This is a genomic window from Variovorax sp. PBL-E5 (assembly GCF_901827185.1).
GTDB lineage: Bacteria > Pseudomonadota > Gammaproteobacteria > Burkholderiales > Burkholderiaceae_C > Variovorax.
Genome location: NZ_LR594671.1, coordinates 5,156,080 through 5,173,373, shown reverse-complemented (window position 1 = coordinate 5,173,373; position 17,294 = coordinate 5,156,080). Strand labels below are relative to the sequence as shown.

Here is a 17,294-nt window from a genome sequence, read left to right as displayed (position 1 = left end):
ATGTGCGTGTGGGGCTGCGCGTCTCAGTCCTGCGCGAGCACTTCGATGATCTTGGTCTTGTGGTGGGTCCGCGCCAGACTCCCGGGCGCCACCAGGCGGATGTCGGGGCGCACCTTCACCTGGTCGTGCAGCAGCGCCTCGAGTTCCGTCTTGAGCGCCGGCAACTGATCTTCCGATACGCCTTCGCCATGTTCGACCACCAACCTGAGCGGCGGCGTGACCTTGTGCCCGGGCTGGTCGAGCTGGATGCGGATCTGCCCGGTGGTGCGCGGCGTCAGGCTGGCGACGACGGTACGGATCGCTGCCGGATAGACGTTGACGCCCTTGACGATCAGCATGTCGTCCGCGCGTCCCAGGATCTTGAAGCTGATGCCACGCCAGCCGCAGCAGCTGCAGGGTCGGGTCGATATCGAGATCACGTCCCCCAGTGCATAGCGCATCAAGGGCGTGGCCTCGATGCCGAGCTCGGTGTAGAGCATTTCGCCGATGGCGCCGTCCTGCACCGGGATCGGCTTCCTGGTGTCCGGGTCGCGCAGTTCGAGCACGCAGTAGTCTTCGGAGGTGAAGTGCATCCAGGCATCGGGAGCGCCGCAGCTGATTCCGTGGAAGGTGTGAATCACGCCCGTGTAGTCGTGCAGTCGCGCGCCGTACGCGCCTTCGATCCTGGCCCGGACCGTCGGCAGGCCGGCACCGGGTTCGCCGCCGCACATCAGCAGCTCCAGGCCCAGGTCCTTGATCGGACGCCCGAGAACCTCCATGCAGTTCTCCGCCAGGTATTCCGCGTAGGAAGGCGTGCAGACCATGGCGCGCGGCTTGACCAGCTTGGCGAATTCCAGCAGACGCCGGCTGCCGACCTCGGCGCCGATCGGCACCACGCAGGCGCCGTAATTCATCAGCGTCTGCAGCAGCGGCTGGCCGCCGACCATCATGCTCAAGGAGAAGCCGTGCAGCACGCGGTCGCCGGGACGAAGTCCGATGCGCCGGAGCTTGCGCGCCATGAGCCTGCTGTAGAGCGTCAGGTCGCGCGCGGTCACCGTGTAGAAGGTCGGCAGCCCCGTCGTGCCCGAGGTGCCCGACAACATGACCAGGGCTTCGAGCGGCTTGCAGACCAGCATGCCGAAAGGATGCCCGAAACGCGCCAGCGATTCCTCTTGCGCGGCACGGTGGTCATGCTTGTCCATCGACGGCACGCGCGCATGGTCTTCCCAGGATTTCAGGTCCTCGGGGCGCATGCCCACGGCTTCCATCGATCGCCGGTAGTAGGGCGAATTCCGGAAGTTGTAGGCCACCTGGCGCTGAAGCCGGGTCCACTGCAACTCGCGCAGTTGTTCGCGCGACAGCTGTTCGATGTCGGAAAAGGCGTCTTCCTGCAGTTCGACGTGTTCCATCTTGGGATCCAGGCTCATTCAGTTGAATCTGTACTTTTGAATCTTGGTCATATCGAGCGACAAGCCGAAGCCAGGTCCGTCCGGAAGATCGATCTGTCCGCCCTGCGACCTGAGGGTCTTCTCGACGATGTCATCGGAGACATTGAGCGCGCCTACACATTCGAGCCCGTCGACGATGTTGCGGGTGACCGCGGCAACGGACACTTCGGCCGCCGTATTGATGGCCAGGCCGAATCCGTGCCCGATCACGCACCGAATGCCGGCCGCTTCGCAGATCGCAAGGACCTGGCGGGTGCGCACGATTCCGCCTTGCTTCATGACCTTGACCTTGACCAGGTCCGCCGCGTCCGCCTTGAGGATGTCGATGATGCTGCGCCCATCGCGCACCGACTCGTCCGCCATCACCGGCACGCCGCCGCCCTCCTTCCTGACGCGGGCCATGCCTTCCAGATCGTCCTCATGGACGGGCTGTTCGAGAAGCTCGATGGACAGGGGCGCGATCCGGCGCGAAAGGGCGATCGCATCATCCGTGGAATAGGCGGAATTGGCATCGACCCGCAAGCCGAAGTCGCTGCCGACGGTCTCGCGCACCGCCTTGATTCTTTCGACGTCCGCCTCGACGCCGCTTCCGGCCTTGATCTTGAGCGAGCGGAAATTTCTTTCCTTCCATCCGGCGGCCTGGACGGCGGCCTCCTGGGGAGAAACCATGCCAATCCATCCGTTCAGGCGAAACGCCGGCCTGAGCGCACCGCCCAGATACCGATGCACCGGCATGTTCGATGCGCGCGCGGCGAGGTCGATGCACGCCATCTCGATTGCGGCCTGGGCATCGAGAAAGCCGCCGATCTTCGAATCCAGGCGGTCGATCAGCGCGTTGAGGTCGCGCGGGTCATGCCCCATGACGAGTGGCCCGATCCGGGCCGTCAATGCTTCGATGGTCTCGTCGACGGAATGCGCGGAGTAGCCGGGAAAAGGGTCGACGTTTCCGAGCCCGACCGTGCCGTCGTCGGTGCGGATGCGCACGATGGCGCTTCTCTGCACGGCATGGCGCGTATAGGAAACCGTCCTCGGCTCGAACAGCGGTATCGCGACGCCGAAGACTTCGATTCGCTCGATCTTCATGCGACCCAGTCTAGGAGGCGGGTCACCGGATCGATTGATATTTACGACAGGGTGCTTTAACTAAATTGAATAGATCCGTTCTTCTCTTCTCGACCGCCCACGCACGTGCAGATCGCACGCCATGCTTTCTTGCCGGCTCGGCGGCGGCGCTCGGGCGTGCGGGCGAGATCTCCGGGGCTAGCGGCCGCCGCGAAGCGCGGCAATCTCCTGGTTGCGCAGGATGAAGCGCTGGACCTTGCCGCTCGGCGTCTTGGGCAGCGCCTCGACGAAGGCGATCTCGCGCGGATAGGCATGCGCCGACAGGCGGTGGCGCACGTGCTGCTTGAGCGCCTCGGCCAGCGCCTCGTTGGGCTCGTGGCCGGGATGCAGCACGACGAAGGCCTTGACGATCTCGGTGCGCTCGGGATCCGGCTTGCCCACCACCGCGGCTTCGATCACCGCAGGATGCTCGATCAGCGCGCTCTCGACGTCGAAAGGCCCGATGCGATAGCCGGACGAGGTGATCACATCGTCCGCGCGGCCGACGAAGCTGATGCTGCCGTCCTCGTTCAGCTCGGCGGTGTCGCCGGTCACGTAGTAGCGTTCGCCCAGCGACGGCGTCGGCGCGTTCGCATAGCCCCTGAACCAGAGCAGCGGCGAGCGCTTGACATCGAGCGCGAGGTTGCCCGGCACGCCGGCCTTCAGTTCGTTGCCTGCGTCGTCGATCACCACGACGCGATGGCCCGGCACCGCGAAGCCCGCCGCGCCGAGGTGCACCGGATGCGCCAACGCATGGTGGTTGCACAGCACCATGCCCAGCTCGGTCTGGCCGTAGTGGTCGTGGATCACGACATCGAGGTGTTCGCCGAACCAGCGGATGACTTCCGGGTTGAGCGGCTCGCCCGCGCTGCTGACGGCGCGCAGCTGCCCCTTGAGCGGGCTCAGCGCCTCGGGCCCGGCCGCGATCAGGAGACGGAAGGCCGTGGGCGAACCCGCGAGGTTCGTCACGCCATATTTGCGCGCCACCCGCACCAGGCTCTCGACGCTGAAGCCGCCGTCGTAGAACAGCGTCGCATGGCCCATCGCCAGCGGACCCGTCACTGCGTAGTAGAGGCCGTAGGCCCAGCCCGGATCGGCGATGTTCCAGAAGCTGTCTTCCGGCCGCAGGTCGATGGCGTCGCGCATGTAGCCGACGAAGGCGGCGATGGCGCGCAGCGGCACCGTGAGCGATTTCGCCGCGCCGGTGGTGCCCGAGGTGAACATCGTCAGGAAGGCATCGTCGGCGCTGCGCAGGACCGGCGCGAAGACGGCTGTCTGGGCATCGAGCGCGGGCCAGAACGCGAGGTCGTGCGGGCGCTGCGCCGCGCCTTGCGCATCGGTCACCGCCACCGGCGGCAGCACGTCGATCTCGTCGAGCTTGGACCGGTTCGCCGAATCGGTCACGATCAGCTTCGCGCCCGAGGTCGTCACGCGGTGCTCGATGGCCTTCGATCCGAAGGCGGTGAAGAGCGGCTGGTACACCGCGCCCGCGCGCCAGGTGCCGAGGATCGTGATCAGCAGTTCGGGCCGGCGCGTCAGCAGCCCGGCCACGGTGTCGCCGGGCTGCACGCCGCGCGCCTGCAGGAAATTGGCGAAGCGCGCAGACAGCGCCTGCAGCTGGTCGAAGGTGTAGCTTTCGCTGCGGCCGTCCTGGCTTTCCCATTGCAGGGCCAGCCGGTTCGCGCCGACGTGGCGGTCGCAGCATTCGATGCAGGCGTTCAGCCCCTCGGCCAGGCGACCGGAGAGATCGGCATAAGCCATTTGCGCATCGAAACCTGCACAGGCCTCGGCGTGGGATCTTCGGGCCGGCTGGGAATTGGACGGGTTCACTGAACGCTCCTTTGCGCAGAGGGGTCTGCCATCGTAGCGAGCCTTCGGCCGCCCGGCACGCTCAGCGTCGGACCATGACGATGTGCGCCTGGATCTTTGCGTCGACCTCGCCGGCGCCGAAGCGGCCGGCGATCGCGGTGGCACAAACCGATGTCGCCTCGGCCAGGTCTGCGCCCGCGCGGGCCTCGATCTCGCTGCGCAACAGCGTTCCCTGGCAGTAGGCGACGGCCGGCACTCTCGCCGATGGCGCGCGGCTGCGCGCCGCGATCGTCTCGATGTGCGGCGCCATCGCGAATCCCGCGTTCGCGAGGTCGCGTGCCACCAGCGCGGTGTCGGCATAGCCGTGCGGCGTGCGCGCCATGAAACGCGGGGGGTCTGCAGGGAACAGGCCGGCGAGCGCCGTCGTGACGGTGTCGGCGAACTCGTTGTGTTCGATGCGGTCCCAGACGTTGAACAGCAGCATGCCGCCCGGCCGCAGCACGCGCCGCGATTCGGCGAAGGCGTGGGCCTTGTCGGGAAAGAACATCGCGCCGAACTGGCAGACGACGAGGTCGAAGCATGCGTCGTCGAAAGGCAGGTGCATCGCGTCCGCCTGTTGCCAGCGTACCGGCCGCGCGGTGCCGGTCGCCATGGCGCGGTCCAGCATCGGCGGGTTCAGGTCGGTCGCTGTCAGTTCGGCCTGCGCGGACAATGCGCCGGCCAGCGCGCGCGTGAGCGCGCCGGTGCCGGCGGCGGTCTCGAGCACGCGCGCGGGTTCGAGCGCCGCCGCGCGCGCCGCGAGATCGGCGGCGTAGGGCGCGAAGATCAGCGGCACGAGATGGGTGTCGTAGAGCTCGGGAATCGAGCCGGTGAAGAGCGTGTCGGCAGCGGGTTTGTCCATGGGTCTTCTCCTTGCGTTGCAACGCCTGCGATCTTCTACATCTCCGACAGCCACTTCGACTCGGCGAAAGTCTTGGTGTCGTACAGCTTCTTCAGGTTCGCCGTCGGCACGGGCGTCCTGGCGGCCTTCAGCGAAACCTGCTGGCCCGCATCGCCGCCGCCCTCGGTCCAGGCCGATTGCCAGATGGTGGCGAGCGTCAGCACGCCATCGGCGATGCAATCCATGGTGCGCGCGCCCAGCTCGGTCCACATCGCCTTGGCCTGTCCCTTGCCGCGGACCCGGTCGTAGCAGTCGACGATGTCGGCCGGCGGCAGCTTGGCGATCGTGCGCCGCATCAATTGCACCACGGCATCCGCGGCGGCTGCGGAACCCTTGAAGGCGGCACGCTTCGGTGCCTTCGCCACCCGCACCGACACGCCGGCCACGAGTTCGGCCGCTGCCTGGTCGAGCATGTCGTCCTCGTAGACCGCGTGCACGCCGTCGTCCGATGCATCGCCCGGCAACCCATGGTGCAGGTACGACACGTGCAGCGGCTGGCAGGCGTCGCCGCTGTAGTGCGCGAGCACGCCGGCGGCGCACACGAACTCGTCCAGCGCGCCGCGGTGCACGGCGTCGACCATGATCCCGTACAGCTGGGCCACGCGGAACGGCAGCGCGCCGCGGTTCTCGGCCTTGCGCTTCGGATCGATGCTGCCGTAGAAATCGTTCCACACCTTGGGCGTGCGCGAGGACTTGTCGCTCTTCCAGAGCGAGAGCAGCGTCTTGCCCGCGAAGGGGCCTTTGCCCGGCTCGTCCATGTCGGCGAAGTGGTTGGCCTTGTCCTTGCCGCGCGTGCGGCGCCACACCAGATCGGGCACGTCGGCCAGCGCGATGAACTTGCTCGTCTGCGTGGCACTCGGCAGCTTGCCGGCCACGATGTCCGCGTCGCTCACGCCGATCGAGCTCGCATTGGCCTCGAACAGCGCGCGCGCCTTGTCGGAGCGCAGCGCGAAGCAGGCGGCGTACCCGATGTGATAGTGGCCGACCTTGCCCCAGTAGCGGCTCTGGTCGCTCTCCCAGTCGCGGACGAGCTCGACGCGCAGCGACTTGCAGATGGCGCTCAGGCTGGTCGCGAGGGCGAACTCGGTGGATGCGCTGCCCGGGTTCGCGAGGAAGCCCTGGCCGCCCCATTGGACCGCGAGCGGCCGGTACTCGAGCGTGCCGCGGCCGCCGGCGGTGCCGGCCGCGGAGCCGTCGGCGACATGGTCCCAGAACCACATCGATCCGGAGTCGCCGGGCCGGGTCGCGACGCTGTCTTCGGGATGGCGCGGACCGATGAGGAACTCGGCCAGCGAATCGACGCCGCCCATGGTTGCGTGGCGGTAGAAGAGACCCTGCACCGAGCCCTCCACCCGATGGCCGCCCGGCAGCTCGGTGAACACCGGGCAGCCGATCAGGTTCAGCGTCATCGTGTCGGTGCTCAGGTCGATCGGCTCGCCCATGCGTCCCACGCCCATGTACTGCGAGGTCCAGGCGGCGACGTTGTCCAGCTTCACCAGCGACGCATCGACCGTCAGGCGTGCGTCCCGGCCGGCGAAGCCCGGATAGAGCTCGGACAGCGACGGCGCGTCGCGCGCGCCGAGCCGTGTCTGACCCAGGTCGACGCGCCGGCCGCGCGGCAGCGCGAACACCGGGCCTTCCGCGCCGCTGGCGAGATGGCGGCTGATCAGTGCATACGCCGAGGCGCCATCGCTGACCACGGCGCTCGCCACGCCGAGGCGGGTGAAGCCCTGGTCCTGGGAATACACCTGGAAGCCCGGCCCGACCCGATGGGCGGCGAAGACCACCGTCTCGGCCGCCGGCAGGTTGGCGACGCGGCGCTCCACCAGCACCACGCAGGTCCGCACCTGCCGGCCGTCGGGGAGATAGAGGATCGGCGGCACCGTGAGGTCCGGATGCCTGGCGAGCGTGTCCGGGTCGACCCACTCGGACACGAACACCAGCACCGACGGCCACGACCACGGGCGGATGTCGCTGCCGCGCAGCGTCCGCGGTCCGAGCGCCTTGTCAGGCGCTGCCGTGCTCAGCGAGGCGTCGTCGATGTTGCGGTCGTTCAGGCGGATCCGGTAGCGGCCGACCGCGGTGCCGGTGACGGTCGGCAGATTGGCCAGGTGCACGTGGTAATGATCGCGGGCATCCAGCAGATCCTGCAGACTCAGCGAGCCGAAGTCGGCCTTGCGGACGAAGCGAATCATGGCAATCCTCCTGAGTGCGCGAGGATGGCATGCCTTGGCCTTCGCCGTCATCATGGCGAGCCGGCCTATGGCCGAAGGGGTAGTGCCGCCGTTCGCCGCCTCAGGCGCCGGCCGGCGCCATTCCTCGCAGCCGCGCCACCAGCGCCGCCACATCAGCCGGAAGCCGGTCGCCGCGCCATGCCACGTGCTGGTCCGCGCGGCACAGCACGAGGCGATGCCGGTACGCCGTGGGTACCTCGGGCGCATCGACATCGACCAGCGCGACCGACATGCCGCACTGCTGCGCGGCCTGTTCCAGCGCCGCGACCTGCGTGCGGCGATCGAAGCGCAGCAGCGTGTAGCCCGGCCCGAAGGCGTCGTAGAGCGAGCGCCCGTCGGCCAGCCAGAAATGCGGCGCGCGGCAGCCCGGCACCGTCGACGGCGTGAAGCCGCCCATCGAATAGGCCGGCGGCGCCTCGCCGTCGGTCTCGATGATCGGCGAGCCGGTGTAGAAGTAGCCGAAGTTGAGGCCGCCGCAGCAGAACTGCTGCACGTTGAGTTCATAGGCCTCGCGGCCGATCTCGGCGCGCAGCGCGTCGCCCTCGGCACCGGGCGCCTCGATGTTCTGCGGCACGGCACGGCGGGCGCGGATCATCTTCTGCGCATGGTCCATCGCGAACTGGGAGACCTGCTCGGTGATCGGCTGGCGCTCGGCCTCGTAGGCATCGAGGATGCGCTCGTCGGCCCAGCCCTGCACGCGGGCCGCGAGCAGCCACGAGAGGTTGACCGCATCGGCGATGCCCGCGTTCATGCCGTAGCCCGCATACGGCACCCACAGGTGCGCCGCATCGCCGGCGAGGAAGACGCGGCCGTTGCGAAAGCGGTCGGCGACCAGGCGGCGGCCGACCCAGTCTTCCTTGCTGATCACCTCGTACGCGAAGTCGGGCCCGACGCCGAGGATCTCGCGGATCGAGCGGTCGCGGTCGACCGAGTCGAACTCGGGTTCGTCGGGATTCAGGTGGTTGTGCACCAGCCAGGTCTCGTGGCCGTCGATCGCGAACATCGTGCCGCAGCGGCGCGGGTTGACCGCGTAGTACGACCAGGCCGGCTTGCCGGGAATCATCGCGCGCAGCTGCGGCGCGCGGATGTAGGTCGACTGCACGCGCTGGATCACGGCCGTGCCTTCGAGCCTGGCGCCGATCTGCTTGCGCACGCCCGAGGCGCCGCCGTCGCAGCCCACCATGTAGCGCGCGCGGATGCGGCGCGTGGTGCCGGCATCGAGATCGGCCGCGGTCGCGACGACGCCGTCGTCGTCCTGCGTGAAGTCCGTGACCTGCGTGCGGTTGAGCAGCGTCACGCCCGGCAGCGCGGCCGTGTGCTCGAGCAGTACCGGCTCGAGAAAGATCTGGTTGATGCGGTGCGGCGGCTCCGGCGTCGGCCACCAGGCGTCGGGGCCTTGGGTTTCGGTGTAGCGGTCGCGCCGGCACGGGATCGGGATGCGCGTGAGTTCGATGCCGGTCACGGCGGTGCGGAACGCGACGTCGTTCGGATGGTCCGCCGGCAGCCCGGTGTCGCGCAGCTTCTGCGCCACGCCGAGGCGGCGGAACACTTCCATCGTGCGCGCCGCCACGTGGTTGCACTTCACGTTCGGCGGCTCGGCGTAGCGGCGGATCTCGGCGATCACCACCTTCACGCCGCGCGAGGCCAGGTCCATCGCGAGCGTGAGGCCCACGGGGCCGCCGCCGACGATCAGCACGTCGGTCTTCAGTTCTTCGTTGGTCATCGGGGTGTCAGTCGAGCTTGATGTGCGCGGTCTGGATGACCTTGCGCCACTTCGTCGTTTCGGAGCGGATGTAGTTGCCGAAGGCCTCGGGCGTGTCGGGCGCGGGCTCGACGCCGAGGTTGCGCATCGTGGTCTTGATCTGCTCGTCGTTGAGCGCGGCGACGATGGCCGCGTTGAGCCGTGTCACGACCGCCGGCGGCGTGTCGGCGGGCGCCACCACGCCGAACCAGCCGGTCGAGTCGTAGCCCGGCAGTCCGGCCTCGGCCACGGTCGGCACGTCGGGCAGCATCGGCAGCCGCTCTGGGCTGGTGACCGCATAGGCGATCAGCTTGCCGCTCTTGATCTGTTGCAGCGAGGACGGCAGGTCGACCACCGCGAGCGGGATCTGGCCGCCCATCGCATCGAGTGCCGCCGGGCCGGAGCCGCGGTAGGGCACTTCGGTCAGCTTCACGTTGGCCATCTGGCCGAAGAGCGCCGCCGACAGATGCATCGCCGTGCCGTTGCCGCCATGGCCGATCGCGAGCTTGCCCGGCTGGGCGCGTGCCATCTCGATCAGCGCGTGAAGATCCTTCGCGCCGAGCGACGGATGACCGACGATCACGAACGGAATCGCGGCCAGCATGCCGACCGGCTTGAAGTCCTTGATCGGATCGAAGGGCATCTGCGCATAGAGGCTGATGTTGGCCGACAGCGCGCCGGCCGCGCCGACCCCGACCGTGTAGCCGTCGCCCGCCGCCTTGGCGACCAGCGCGAGGCCGACGTTGCCGCCGGCGCCGGGCCGGTTGTCGACCACCACCGGCTGCCCGAGCGATGCGTTGAGCCTGGGCACCAGCATGCGCACCACCGCATCGGCGCTGCCGCCGGGCGGGAAGGTGACGACCATGTGGATCGGCTTGTCGGGAAAGGCCGCGGCCTGCGTCTGTGCGGATGCGGGGCCTGCCAGCAGCGCACAGCCGGCGGCGATCAGGCCCAGGGCGCGGGCAAGTTTCTTCATCGAGGGTCCTTCGGTTTTGTCTCCAGCCGCGCATTGGACGACAAGGCCATTCATTCGTAAATCAATAAATTCCGAATGAAATATGATGTTTTCTGATGAGTCCCAAATTCAGCCCGACGATCAAGCAGCTGCGCGCCTTCCTTGCCGTGCACCAGTTGCGCAAGCTCGGCGCCGCGGCCGAGAAGCTCTATGTCACGCAGTCGGCGGTGAGCATGCTGATCCGCCAGCTCGAGGACGGCCTGGGCGCGCGGCTGTTCGACCGCACCACGCGCTCGCTGCAGCCCACGGCCGCGGCGGCGGAGATGCTGGCCACGGCCGAGCGCATCCTGCGCGACGTCGACTCGCTGAGCGCCGGCTTTCGCGAACTGTCGACGCTGCAGCGCGGCCGCGTCTGCCTGGCGATCACGCCGACGCTGGCCTCGTTCCTGATGCCGACCGCCATCCGGCGCTTCGGCCAGGCGCATCCGCAGGTGCGCGTGGTGGTGGACGACTGCGCGCCCGACCAGTTCGTCTCGCGCATCATCGGCGAGCATGTCGACTTCGGCATCGGCACGCCCGAGCGGTCGGGCGCCGAGGTCGAGACCCAGACCCTGCTGCGCGACCACCTGGCGCTGGTATGCACGCGCGACCATCCGCTGGCGGCGGCGGCGAAGAAGGCGGTGCGCTGGACCGACCTCGCCGGCCATCCGGTGATCACCGTGCGGCCCGGCTACGGCATCCGTCCGCTGATCGACGGCACCGCGGCGGGCGCGGGCGTGGTGCTCGAGATCGTCAACGAAGTGTCTTTCCTGTCGACCGCGCTGTGGATGACGGCGTGCGGCATGGGGCCGTCGATCATGCCCTCGGCCTTCGCCAGGGCTGCGGGCGATCCGGCGCTGGTCATCCGGCCCATCACCGCACCGCGCGTGTCGCGCGACATTTCGGTTGTGACCAAGCGCGGGCGCTCGCTGTCGGCCGCGAGCCAGAGCTTCATCGACGCGCTGCGGCGCGCGCTGAAAGAGGGTTGATCAGGCCGAGGCCGGCTGGAAGTGCTGCTGGATGCGCCGGGCCACGGCCTGCGGGTCGCGGCGCAGGACATCGGTGGTGCAGGCGCCGATGAACATGCCTTCGAGCTTGAGATCGACGCGCGCGAAGTAGTGATCGAGCGAGGCGCCGGCGTCGAACAGGCAGCGCGCCAGCGAATCGAAGGTTCCGCTCTCGCCTGACTCCTGCGCGTCCGAGCCGAGGGCGCTGATGCGGTAGGCGTAGCCACCCGGTCCGATGCGGTGGATTTCGATCAAGGGCTTCATTCGGCGGGCAAAGAGGAGGGCATTCGTGAAATTGTTGGCCACCCGATGGTCGCGCTCGCGCCGCGGCAGGTAAATAGTCCATTTGGACCGGATGAAGGCCCGGCGGACTGACGCAGAATGAATGCGCCTTCGACAATCGCAACGCCTTCATGCTGCCGCCCAGAATCCTTCTCATCGACGACCATGCGCTGTTCCGCTGCGGACTGCGCATGGTGCTGGCCGCAGGCATTGCGGACCTGGAGACGGCGGAAGCGGCCTCGCTCGACGAGGCCATGCGCTCGCCGATCGAGAACCCGTCGCTGGTGCTCCTGGACATCCAGCTGCAGGGCCTCAACGGCCTGGAAGGCATCGCGCTGGTCAAGCGCAAGTGGCCGCAGGCGCTGGTCGTCATCCTCTCTTCCGACGTCGCCCACAAGAACGTCCGCCTCGCGATGGAGCGCGGCGCGGCCGCCTTCGTGTCCAAGGCCGAGCCGGCGGACCGGATCCTCGGCGTCATCGATCAGCTGCGAAAGGGCCTGCCGGTCGCCTCCGCGTCGACCGCGCTCGCACCGCCGGGCGAAGGCGACGACGCGCGGCAGCGCCTGACGCCGCGCCAGAGCGAGGTGCTCGACCTGGTGTGCCAGGGGCTCCCGAACAAGGTGATCGGCCGGCGGCTCAATCTCTCGGAGAACACGGTGCGCGGCCATGTGCAGGCGGTGCTGTCGGCGCTGCAGGTGTCGAGCCGGTCTGAGGCGGGTTTCGCTGCGCGCCGCAGGGGGCTGGTTGACTGATCCATTGCGGCTCGCCGACGGACGCACGCTGGTCGAGCAGTTGCGGCTGCAGCTGGGCAACGTGGGCAGCTCGGTCGTTCCGTCGATCCTGCTCGCGCTGCTGCTGGTGGGGATCCTGTCCAACGACGCCAACCAGCTCGCGCTGCGGGCATGGTGCGGGGCCGTGATCCTGATCAAGCTCTACTGCGCCCGCGACGCGCGGCGCCTGCTGGCCTCGGTCATCGCGCAGGAGCGCGCACGCGCGCTGGTCTGGCGGCAGATCGTGTTGAACGCCGTCGATGCCGCGGCCTGGGGCGCGCTGGCCTGGGCCACGCTGGGCACGACCACCGTCGCCGGCAGCATCCTGGTGGTCGCCGTGCTGGCGGGCATCGCGGGGAGTTCGATGTCCTCGCTGGCGCCGGTGCTGCCCGTGTTCGTCGTCTTCGGCGCCGTCGAGCTGATCGTGCTGGCGTCCAAGCTGTGGCTGCTCGGCGACCGCGCCTACAACGCGCTGGGGGTGGCTGGCCTCCTGTACGTGGCCACGCTGCTGGGGCAGGCGCGCAACAGTTCGCGTGCGGCGCGCGCGGCGATCGCGCTGCGCTTCGAGAACCTCGAACTGATCGAGCGCCTGCGCGTCGAGACCGAGCATGCCCAGGCCGCGCATCGCGTGGCCGACGAGGCCAACCTCGCCAAGTCCCGCTTCCTCGCGGCGGCCAGCCACGACCTGCGCCAGCCGATCCACGCGCAGGGCCTGTTCCTCGAGGTACTGGCGCGCAGCAAGCTGTCGGCCAGCCAGTACGACGCGCTGGCCAACGCGCGCGCCACCTGGCAGGCCTCGGCCGAGATGCTCGACACGCTGCTCGATTTCTCGCGCATCGAGGCCGGCGTGGTCGAGCCGCAGATGCAGACTTTCCCGCTGCAGCCGCTGCTCAACAAGATCGAGAACGAACTGGCGCCGCAGGCCGATGCCAAGGGCATCGTCTACCGCTCGCGCGAAACGCCGGTCGTCGTGCGCTCGGACCCGGCGCTGGTGGCGCTGATCCTGCGCAACCTGGTGTCGAACGCGATCCGCTACACCGAGCAGGGCGGCGTGCTGGTGGCCTGCCGCGCGCGCGGCAGCGAGGTGCTGCTGGAAGTGTGGGACACCGGCATCGGCATCGAGCCGACGCAGCACCAGGACATCTTTCGCGAGTTCCACCAGCTCGGCAATGCGGAGCGCGATCGCCGCAAGGGCCTCGGCCTCGGCCTGGCCATTGCGCAGGGGCTGGCGCGCGCGCTCGGGCACACGCTGTCGCTGGCGTCCACGCCGGGACGCGGCAGCGTCTTCAGGCTCGGCCTGCCGGTCGCCCAGCAGGCCGCGGCGGACGGCACGCTCGGCATCGCACCAAGCCACGCACGCGTCTTCGACGTGCGGGTGCTGGTGATCGACGACGACGAGACCGTGCGCGCCGGCATGCGCCAGCTGTTGAACGCCTGGGGCTGCGAATGCGACGTGGCCGATTCCATCGAGGAGGCGCAGACCCTGGCGCGCGCCCATCCGCCGGGCCTGGTCATCAGCGACTACCGGCTGCGCGAGCTGCGCACCGGCGCCGAGGCCATCGCCCTGCTGCGCGAGGAATTCGGCGCCGAGCTGCCAGCGCTCCTGATCACCGGCGACACCGCGCCGCAGCGGCTGCGCGAAGCCCGCGCCAGCGGCGTGCCGCTCTTGCACAAGCCGGTCTCGCCGAACCAGCTGCACCACGGCCTCTTGTGCGTGCTGAACGCGGTCGAGATGGATTCGGCCTTTGCGCTGCTCGATGCGGCGCCGGGCACGGCACTCGCCGAGCGGCGGCGCGCCAACGGATGACGAGCGCGGCGAGATGATCCATCCGCCGAAGGCCGTGCCGGCCTGGGCGTGATGCTCAGGCGCGCCGGAACAGCAGCACCGAGTTCGTCCCGCCGAAGGCGAAGGAATTGCTGATTGCGGCCTCGAGCTGCGGCGCGGCGGCTTCGGTGTCCCGCACCAGGTTCAGGCTGCAGGCCGGGTCGATCGTTTCGCAGTGTGCGTTCGGCGGCAGCCGGCGCTGGTGCAGGGCAAGCACGGTGATCAGCGCTTCGAGCGCGCCGGCGGCGCCGAGCAGATGGCCGTGCAGCGCCTTGGTCGAACTCACGCGCAGCCGGTCGATGTCCTCGCCCCAGACCGCGACCAGCGCGTCGCGCTCGACCACGTCGCCGATGCGCGTGGCGGTGCCGTGCGCGTTGCAGTAGCCGACGTCGGCCGGCTGCAGGCCGGCGCTGCGCAGGGCCGCGCGCAGCGCGCGGCCCTGGCCCTGGGCGTCGGGCTTGGTCAGGTGCACCGCATCGCAGCTGTGGCCCCAGCCGGCCAGCGCGGCATAGATGCGCGCGCCGCGCCGCCGTGCACGCTCGGCCGATTCGAGGATCAGGAAGGCGGCACCCTCGCCGAGCGCGAAGCCGCTGCGGTCGGTGGCGAAGGGCTTCACCGCGCTCGCCTCTTCGCCGGGCGCGAAGCCGGCCAGCGTCTGCATCGCCTGCCAGGCCAGCACCACGCCGGGCACGATCAGCGCCTCGCTGCCGCCGGCGATCGCGAGATCGACATCGCCGCATTGCACCGCCTTGGCCGCCTCGGCGATGGCCACGGCCGACGATGCGCAGGCGACCGAATAGGTCAGCACCGGACCCTGCACGCCGTGGCGCATCGCGACGTGCGAGGCCGGCGCGCTGGGCATGAAGGCGGGGATGGTGAGTGGCGGCACGCGCGGTCCGCCGCGGTAGGCTGTTTCGAGGGCGGACGCGCCGCCCATGCCGCAGCCCGCGTAGATGCCGATGCGTTCGGGATCGACATCGCCTTGCGCGCCCGCATCGCGCATCGCCAGGTCGGCGGCGGCCACCGCCAGCTGGCTGACGCGGTCGACGCCGGCGAGCTGCAGCTTGGTGAACCAGCCGGCGGGGTCGAAGGGCGCGGCGGCGGCGGCGGCGGGCTTGGGGAGTTCGGGCAGGATCGGCTTGACCGCCGATTCGCCGCGCATCAGCGCCGCGAACAGCGCAGCCGGGTCATCGCCATGCGGCGCCATCACGCCCAGCCCGGTGACGGCGACCTGGTTCACGTCGTTTGCGCCGCCTTGACCTTGTCGACCACGGCGGCCAGTTGGGCCAGCGTGTCGATGTTCGGGTCGTCATCGGGCATGGTGATGCCGAAATGGTCTTCGATCGCGAACACGAATTCGACCAGGGAGAGCGAGTCGAAGCCCTTTTCTCGCATGGAGGCATCGGGATCCAGCGCCGAGGCCTCGATGCCGTACTTCTCGTGGATCAGATCCTGTAATTCTTTGAGCGAACTCATGGTCTGATGATATCCGTTGCAATCCGCCGCGCTGGTGTGCGCCGCCCTGCGGGCCGCCAGCGCAGCGAGGCCAGCGCGAAGGCGAGGCCGAGCAGCGCGCCGGCGGCCGCGTCCAGCACCACGTGCTGCTTGACCGCCAGCGTCGAATAGGCGATGGCCACGAACCAGGCCGCGTTGAGCAGCCGCAGCACGGCCGGCGTGCGCGCCTCGCGCAGCACCTGCTCGATCCGGATGGCGGTGAAGATCGCGGCCGCCACGTGCATCGACGGGCAGGCGTTGCCTGCCGCGTCCACCCCCTGCAGCATCGCGAAGCCGGGGAAGCCCGCGGCGTCCAGGTCGAGCGGCGGGATCTGCGTCGGCCAGACATAGAAGAGGCCGAGCCCCGTGAGGCACAGCGCGCCGACCCAGAGGCCGTAGACGACCAGCTCCTGGAAAGTCAGCTGCAGCCCGGGCGCGATGCCGATGTACACCCAGAGCGAGAAGTAGGCGAAGAGCAGCTGCGGCTGGAACGGGATCAGGTGGTCGAGCGCGGTCAGCGGCATCACCGTCACCGCATGGACCGGATGGCGCAGCAGCTGGAAGTAGGCGATGAAGAAGAGCCAGGTGAAGACGGTGGTGCCGATCAGCTTCAGTGCGAAATGGCGCCGGATCCGCAGCCAGATCTCGGCGGTCCATGGCTGCAAGGGCGAGGGCGCCATGGGAAGCTCGATCGGCGAACGCATGCGGCGATGTTAATGGGCGGCCGATGCCGGCGCAGGCCCGCCGAGCGGCAGCGGATCGGCGCGCCGCGCGTTCTCCAGCCATTCGGCGAAGAAGGCCGCTTCGGGCGCTGCGCCCGGCGCGAGTCCGTAGTAGTAGCGCGGCAGCGGCATGCGCATCTCCGGCAGTGGCGACTGCAGGCGGCCGAAGGCGAGGTCGTGGGCCACCAGCGAGGTCGGCCCCATCGCCACGCCAAGGCCGTCGATCGCGGCCTGCAGCACGAGGTGCAGGTGGTCGAACTGAAGCCGGCCCGCCGGCTTCAGGCGCGCGATGCCGAACTGCCGCTTCCAGTCGTCCCAGTCCTGCCGGCGCGTGCGGGCCGACAGCAGCACGTGCGCCGCCAGCCCGCGCGGCGCGTCGACCGGCAGCATCCTGAACAGCGAAGGCGCACCGACCACCCGCACTTCGTCCTCGAGAAAGGGCCGCACCTCGATCGCGCGCGGCCAGCCCTCCAGGCCGCGCCGGATCGCGACGTCGAAGCCCTCGGGGACGTCGGCGGGCAGCTCGGTGCTGGTCACGATCTGCGGTTCGATGCCAGGGTACTGTTCGACGAAGGCCGGCAGCCGCGGGATCAGCCAGCGCACCGCGAAGGACGGCCGCACGCTGATGCGCACCGCGCGCGACGGTGCCCGCGCCATCAGCGCGAGCGCCGCGGCGCCGATCTGCGCCAGCCCGGCGGCCGCCTCGGCATAGAAGCGCTGGCCTTCGGCGGTGAGCGTCACCTGGCGCACGCGGCGCTCGAACAGCGCCACGCCCAGGTGCGCTTCGAGTCCCTTGATCTGGCGGCTCACGGCGCTGTGCGTCACGTGCAGTTCGGCGGCCGCGCGCGTGAAGCTCTGCTGGCGCGCCGCCGCGACGAAGGCCCGCACGGCATTGAGGGGCGGCAGGCGGGCGGGCATGCGTGCGATTTTTGCACGCGTCCAGGGTGC

The 17,294-nt window shown here is 69.4% G+C and carries 15 protein-coding genes; 3 read left to right on the top strand and 12 right to left on the bottom strand.

From position 1 onward, the window contains the following. Window positions 1-23: 23 nt before the first annotated feature. From WDLP6_RS25190 to WDLP6_RS25160, 7 genes are all read right to left on the bottom strand, one after another. The gene (locus tag WDLP6_RS25190; protein WP_162594559.1) at window positions 24-1,406 is read right to left on the bottom strand and encodes a phenylacetate--CoA ligase family protein; all 1,383 of its coding nucleotides are present in this window, start codon (window positions 1,404-1,406) and stop codon (window positions 24-26) included. Continuing rightward, window positions 1,407-2,510 (bottom strand): mandelate racemase/muconate lactonizing enzyme family protein, encoded by a 1,104-nt coding sequence (locus tag WDLP6_RS25185; protein ID WP_162594558.1) that lies wholly within the window; start codon window positions 2,508-2,510, stop codon window positions 1,407-1,409. A gap of 177 nt (window positions 2,511-2,687) precedes the next feature. Continuing rightward, on the bottom strand, window positions 2,688-4,289 hold the full coding sequence (locus WDLP6_RS25180; RefSeq protein ID WP_162594557.1) for an AMP-binding protein: 1,602 nt from the start codon (window positions 4,287-4,289) through the stop codon (window positions 2,688-2,690). A gap of 130 nt (window positions 4,290-4,419) precedes the next feature. Then, entirely contained in the window at window positions 4,420-5,238 is an 819-nt protein-coding gene (locus WDLP6_RS25175) for a class I SAM-dependent methyltransferase (RefSeq protein WP_162594556.1), read from the bottom strand. Between the two features lie 35 nt (window positions 5,239-5,273). Beyond that, window positions 5,274-7,472 carry a hypothetical protein gene (locus tag WDLP6_RS25170; protein WP_162594555.1) on the bottom strand — a complete coding sequence of 733 codons (2,199 nt, stop codon included), beginning with the start codon at window positions 7,470-7,472 and terminating at the stop codon, window positions 5,274-5,276. Window positions 7,473-7,572: 100 nt separating this feature from the next. Beyond that, the gene (locus tag WDLP6_RS25165) at window positions 7,573-9,234 is read right to left on the bottom strand and encodes an FAD-dependent oxidoreductase (RefSeq protein WP_162594554.1); all 1,662 of its coding nucleotides are present in this window, start codon (window positions 9,232-9,234) and stop codon (window positions 7,573-7,575) included. A gap of 7 nt (window positions 9,235-9,241) precedes the next feature. Beyond that, complete coding sequence (locus WDLP6_RS25160; RefSeq protein WP_162594553.1) at window positions 9,242-10,228, bottom strand: Bug family tripartite tricarboxylate transporter substrate binding protein; 987 nt, start codon at window positions 10,226-10,228, stop codon at window positions 9,242-9,244. Between the two features lie 95 nt (window positions 10,229-10,323). Here WDLP6_RS25160 and WDLP6_RS25155 point away from each other — a divergent pair, with 95 nt between their 5' ends. Next, window positions 10,324-11,235, top strand: a complete 912-nt coding sequence (locus tag WDLP6_RS25155; protein WP_162594552.1) for a LysR family transcriptional regulator — start codon at window positions 10,324-10,326, stop codon at window positions 11,233-11,235. Here the strand turns inward: WDLP6_RS25155 and WDLP6_RS25150 are convergent, their stop codons facing one another. Then, window positions 11,236-11,517: a hypothetical protein gene (locus tag WDLP6_RS25150; RefSeq protein ID WP_162594551.1), complete on the bottom strand. Its 282-nt coding sequence runs from the start codon at window positions 11,515-11,517 to the stop codon at window positions 11,236-11,238. It lies immediately after the preceding gene. 149 nt (window positions 11,518-11,666) lie between these two features. Here WDLP6_RS25150 and WDLP6_RS25145 point away from each other — a divergent pair, with 149 nt between their 5' ends. Further along, the gene (locus WDLP6_RS25145; RefSeq protein WP_162594550.1) at window positions 11,667-12,287 is read left to right on the top strand and encodes a response regulator; all 621 of its coding nucleotides are present in this window, start codon (window positions 11,667-11,669) and stop codon (window positions 12,285-12,287) included. Beyond that, window positions 12,280-14,112: an ATP-binding response regulator gene (locus tag WDLP6_RS25140; protein ID WP_232077306.1), complete on the top strand. Its 1,833-nt coding sequence runs from the start codon at window positions 12,280-12,282 to the stop codon at window positions 14,110-14,112. The genes WDLP6_RS25145 and WDLP6_RS25140 overlap by 8 nt, the downstream gene beginning before the upstream one ends. A 55-nt stretch (window positions 14,113-14,167) precedes the next feature. Here WDLP6_RS25140 and WDLP6_RS25135 read toward each other — a convergent pair whose 3' ends face one another. From WDLP6_RS25135 to WDLP6_RS25120, 4 genes are read right to left on the bottom strand one after another with little or no spacing between them, the layout of a single operon-like run. Beyond that, complete coding sequence (locus WDLP6_RS25135; RefSeq protein ID WP_162594548.1) at window positions 14,168-15,370, bottom strand: beta-ketoacyl-[acyl-carrier-protein] synthase family protein; 1,203 nt, start codon at window positions 15,368-15,370, stop codon at window positions 14,168-14,170. Continuing rightward, the gene (locus WDLP6_RS25130; protein WP_162569859.1) at window positions 15,367-15,606 is read right to left on the bottom strand and encodes an acyl carrier protein; all 240 of its coding nucleotides are present in this window, start codon (window positions 15,604-15,606) and stop codon (window positions 15,367-15,369) included. Before WDLP6_RS25130 ends, WDLP6_RS25135 begins: the two co-directional genes overlap by 4 nt. Next, window positions 15,603-16,328 (bottom strand): phosphatase PAP2 family protein, encoded by a 726-nt coding sequence (locus WDLP6_RS25125; RefSeq protein ID WP_443083431.1) that lies wholly within the window; start codon window positions 16,326-16,328, stop codon window positions 15,603-15,605. The genes WDLP6_RS25130 and WDLP6_RS25125 overlap by 4 nt, the downstream gene beginning before the upstream one ends. Before the next feature lie 9 nt (window positions 16,329-16,337). After that, a complete protein-coding gene (locus WDLP6_RS25120) occupies window positions 16,338-17,264 on the bottom strand; it encodes a LysR substrate-binding domain-containing protein (protein ID WP_162594547.1) in 927 nt (308 codons plus the stop codon). Between the last annotated feature and the right edge of the window lie 30 nt (window positions 17,265-17,294).

Coding starts and splice junctions, on each gene's coding strand:
- WDLP6_RS25190 (WP_162594559.1), bottom strand. CDS start 1,406: ATGAGCCTGGATCCCAAGATGGAACACGTCGAACTGCAGGAAGACGCC.
- WDLP6_RS25185 (WP_162594558.1), bottom strand. CDS start 2,510: ATGAAGATCGAGCGAATCGAAGTCTTCGGCGTCGCGATACCGCTGTTC.
- WDLP6_RS25180 (WP_162594557.1), bottom strand. CDS start 4,289: ATGGCTTATGCCGATCTCTCCGGTCGCCTGGCCGAGGGGCTGAACGCC.
- WDLP6_RS25175 (WP_162594556.1), bottom strand. CDS start 5,238: ATGGACAAACCCGCTGCCGACACGCTCTTCACCGGCTCGATTCCCGAG.
- WDLP6_RS25170 (WP_162594555.1), bottom strand. CDS start 7,472: ATGATTCGCTTCGTCCGCAAGGCCGACTTCGGCTCGCTGAGTCTGCAG.
- WDLP6_RS25165 (WP_162594554.1), bottom strand. CDS start 9,234: ATGACCAACGAAGAACTGAAGACCGACGTGCTGATCGTCGGCGGCGGC.
- WDLP6_RS25160 (WP_162594553.1), bottom strand. CDS start 10,228: ATGAAGAAACTTGCCCGCGCCCTGGGCCTGATCGCCGCCGGCTGTGCG.
- WDLP6_RS25155 (WP_162594552.1), top strand. CDS start 10,324: ATGAGTCCCAAATTCAGCCCGACGATCAAGCAGCTGCGCGCCTTCCTT.
- WDLP6_RS25150 (WP_162594551.1), bottom strand. CDS start 11,517: ATGAAGCCCTTGATCGAAATCCACCGCATCGGACCGGGTGGCTACGCC.
- WDLP6_RS25145 (WP_162594550.1), top strand. CDS start 11,667: ATGCTGCCGCCCAGAATCCTTCTCATCGACGACCATGCGCTGTTCCGC.
- WDLP6_RS25130 (WP_162569859.1), bottom strand. CDS start 15,606: ATGAGTTCGCTCAAAGAATTACAGGATCTGATCCACGAGAAGTACGGC.
- WDLP6_RS25125 (WP_443083431.1), bottom strand. CDS start 16,328: ATGCGTTCGCCGATCGAGCTTCCCATGGCGCCCTCGCCCTTGCAGCCA.
- WDLP6_RS25120 (WP_162594547.1), bottom strand. CDS start 17,264: ATGCCCGCCCGCCTGCCGCCCCTCAATGCCGTGCGGGCCTTCGTCGCG.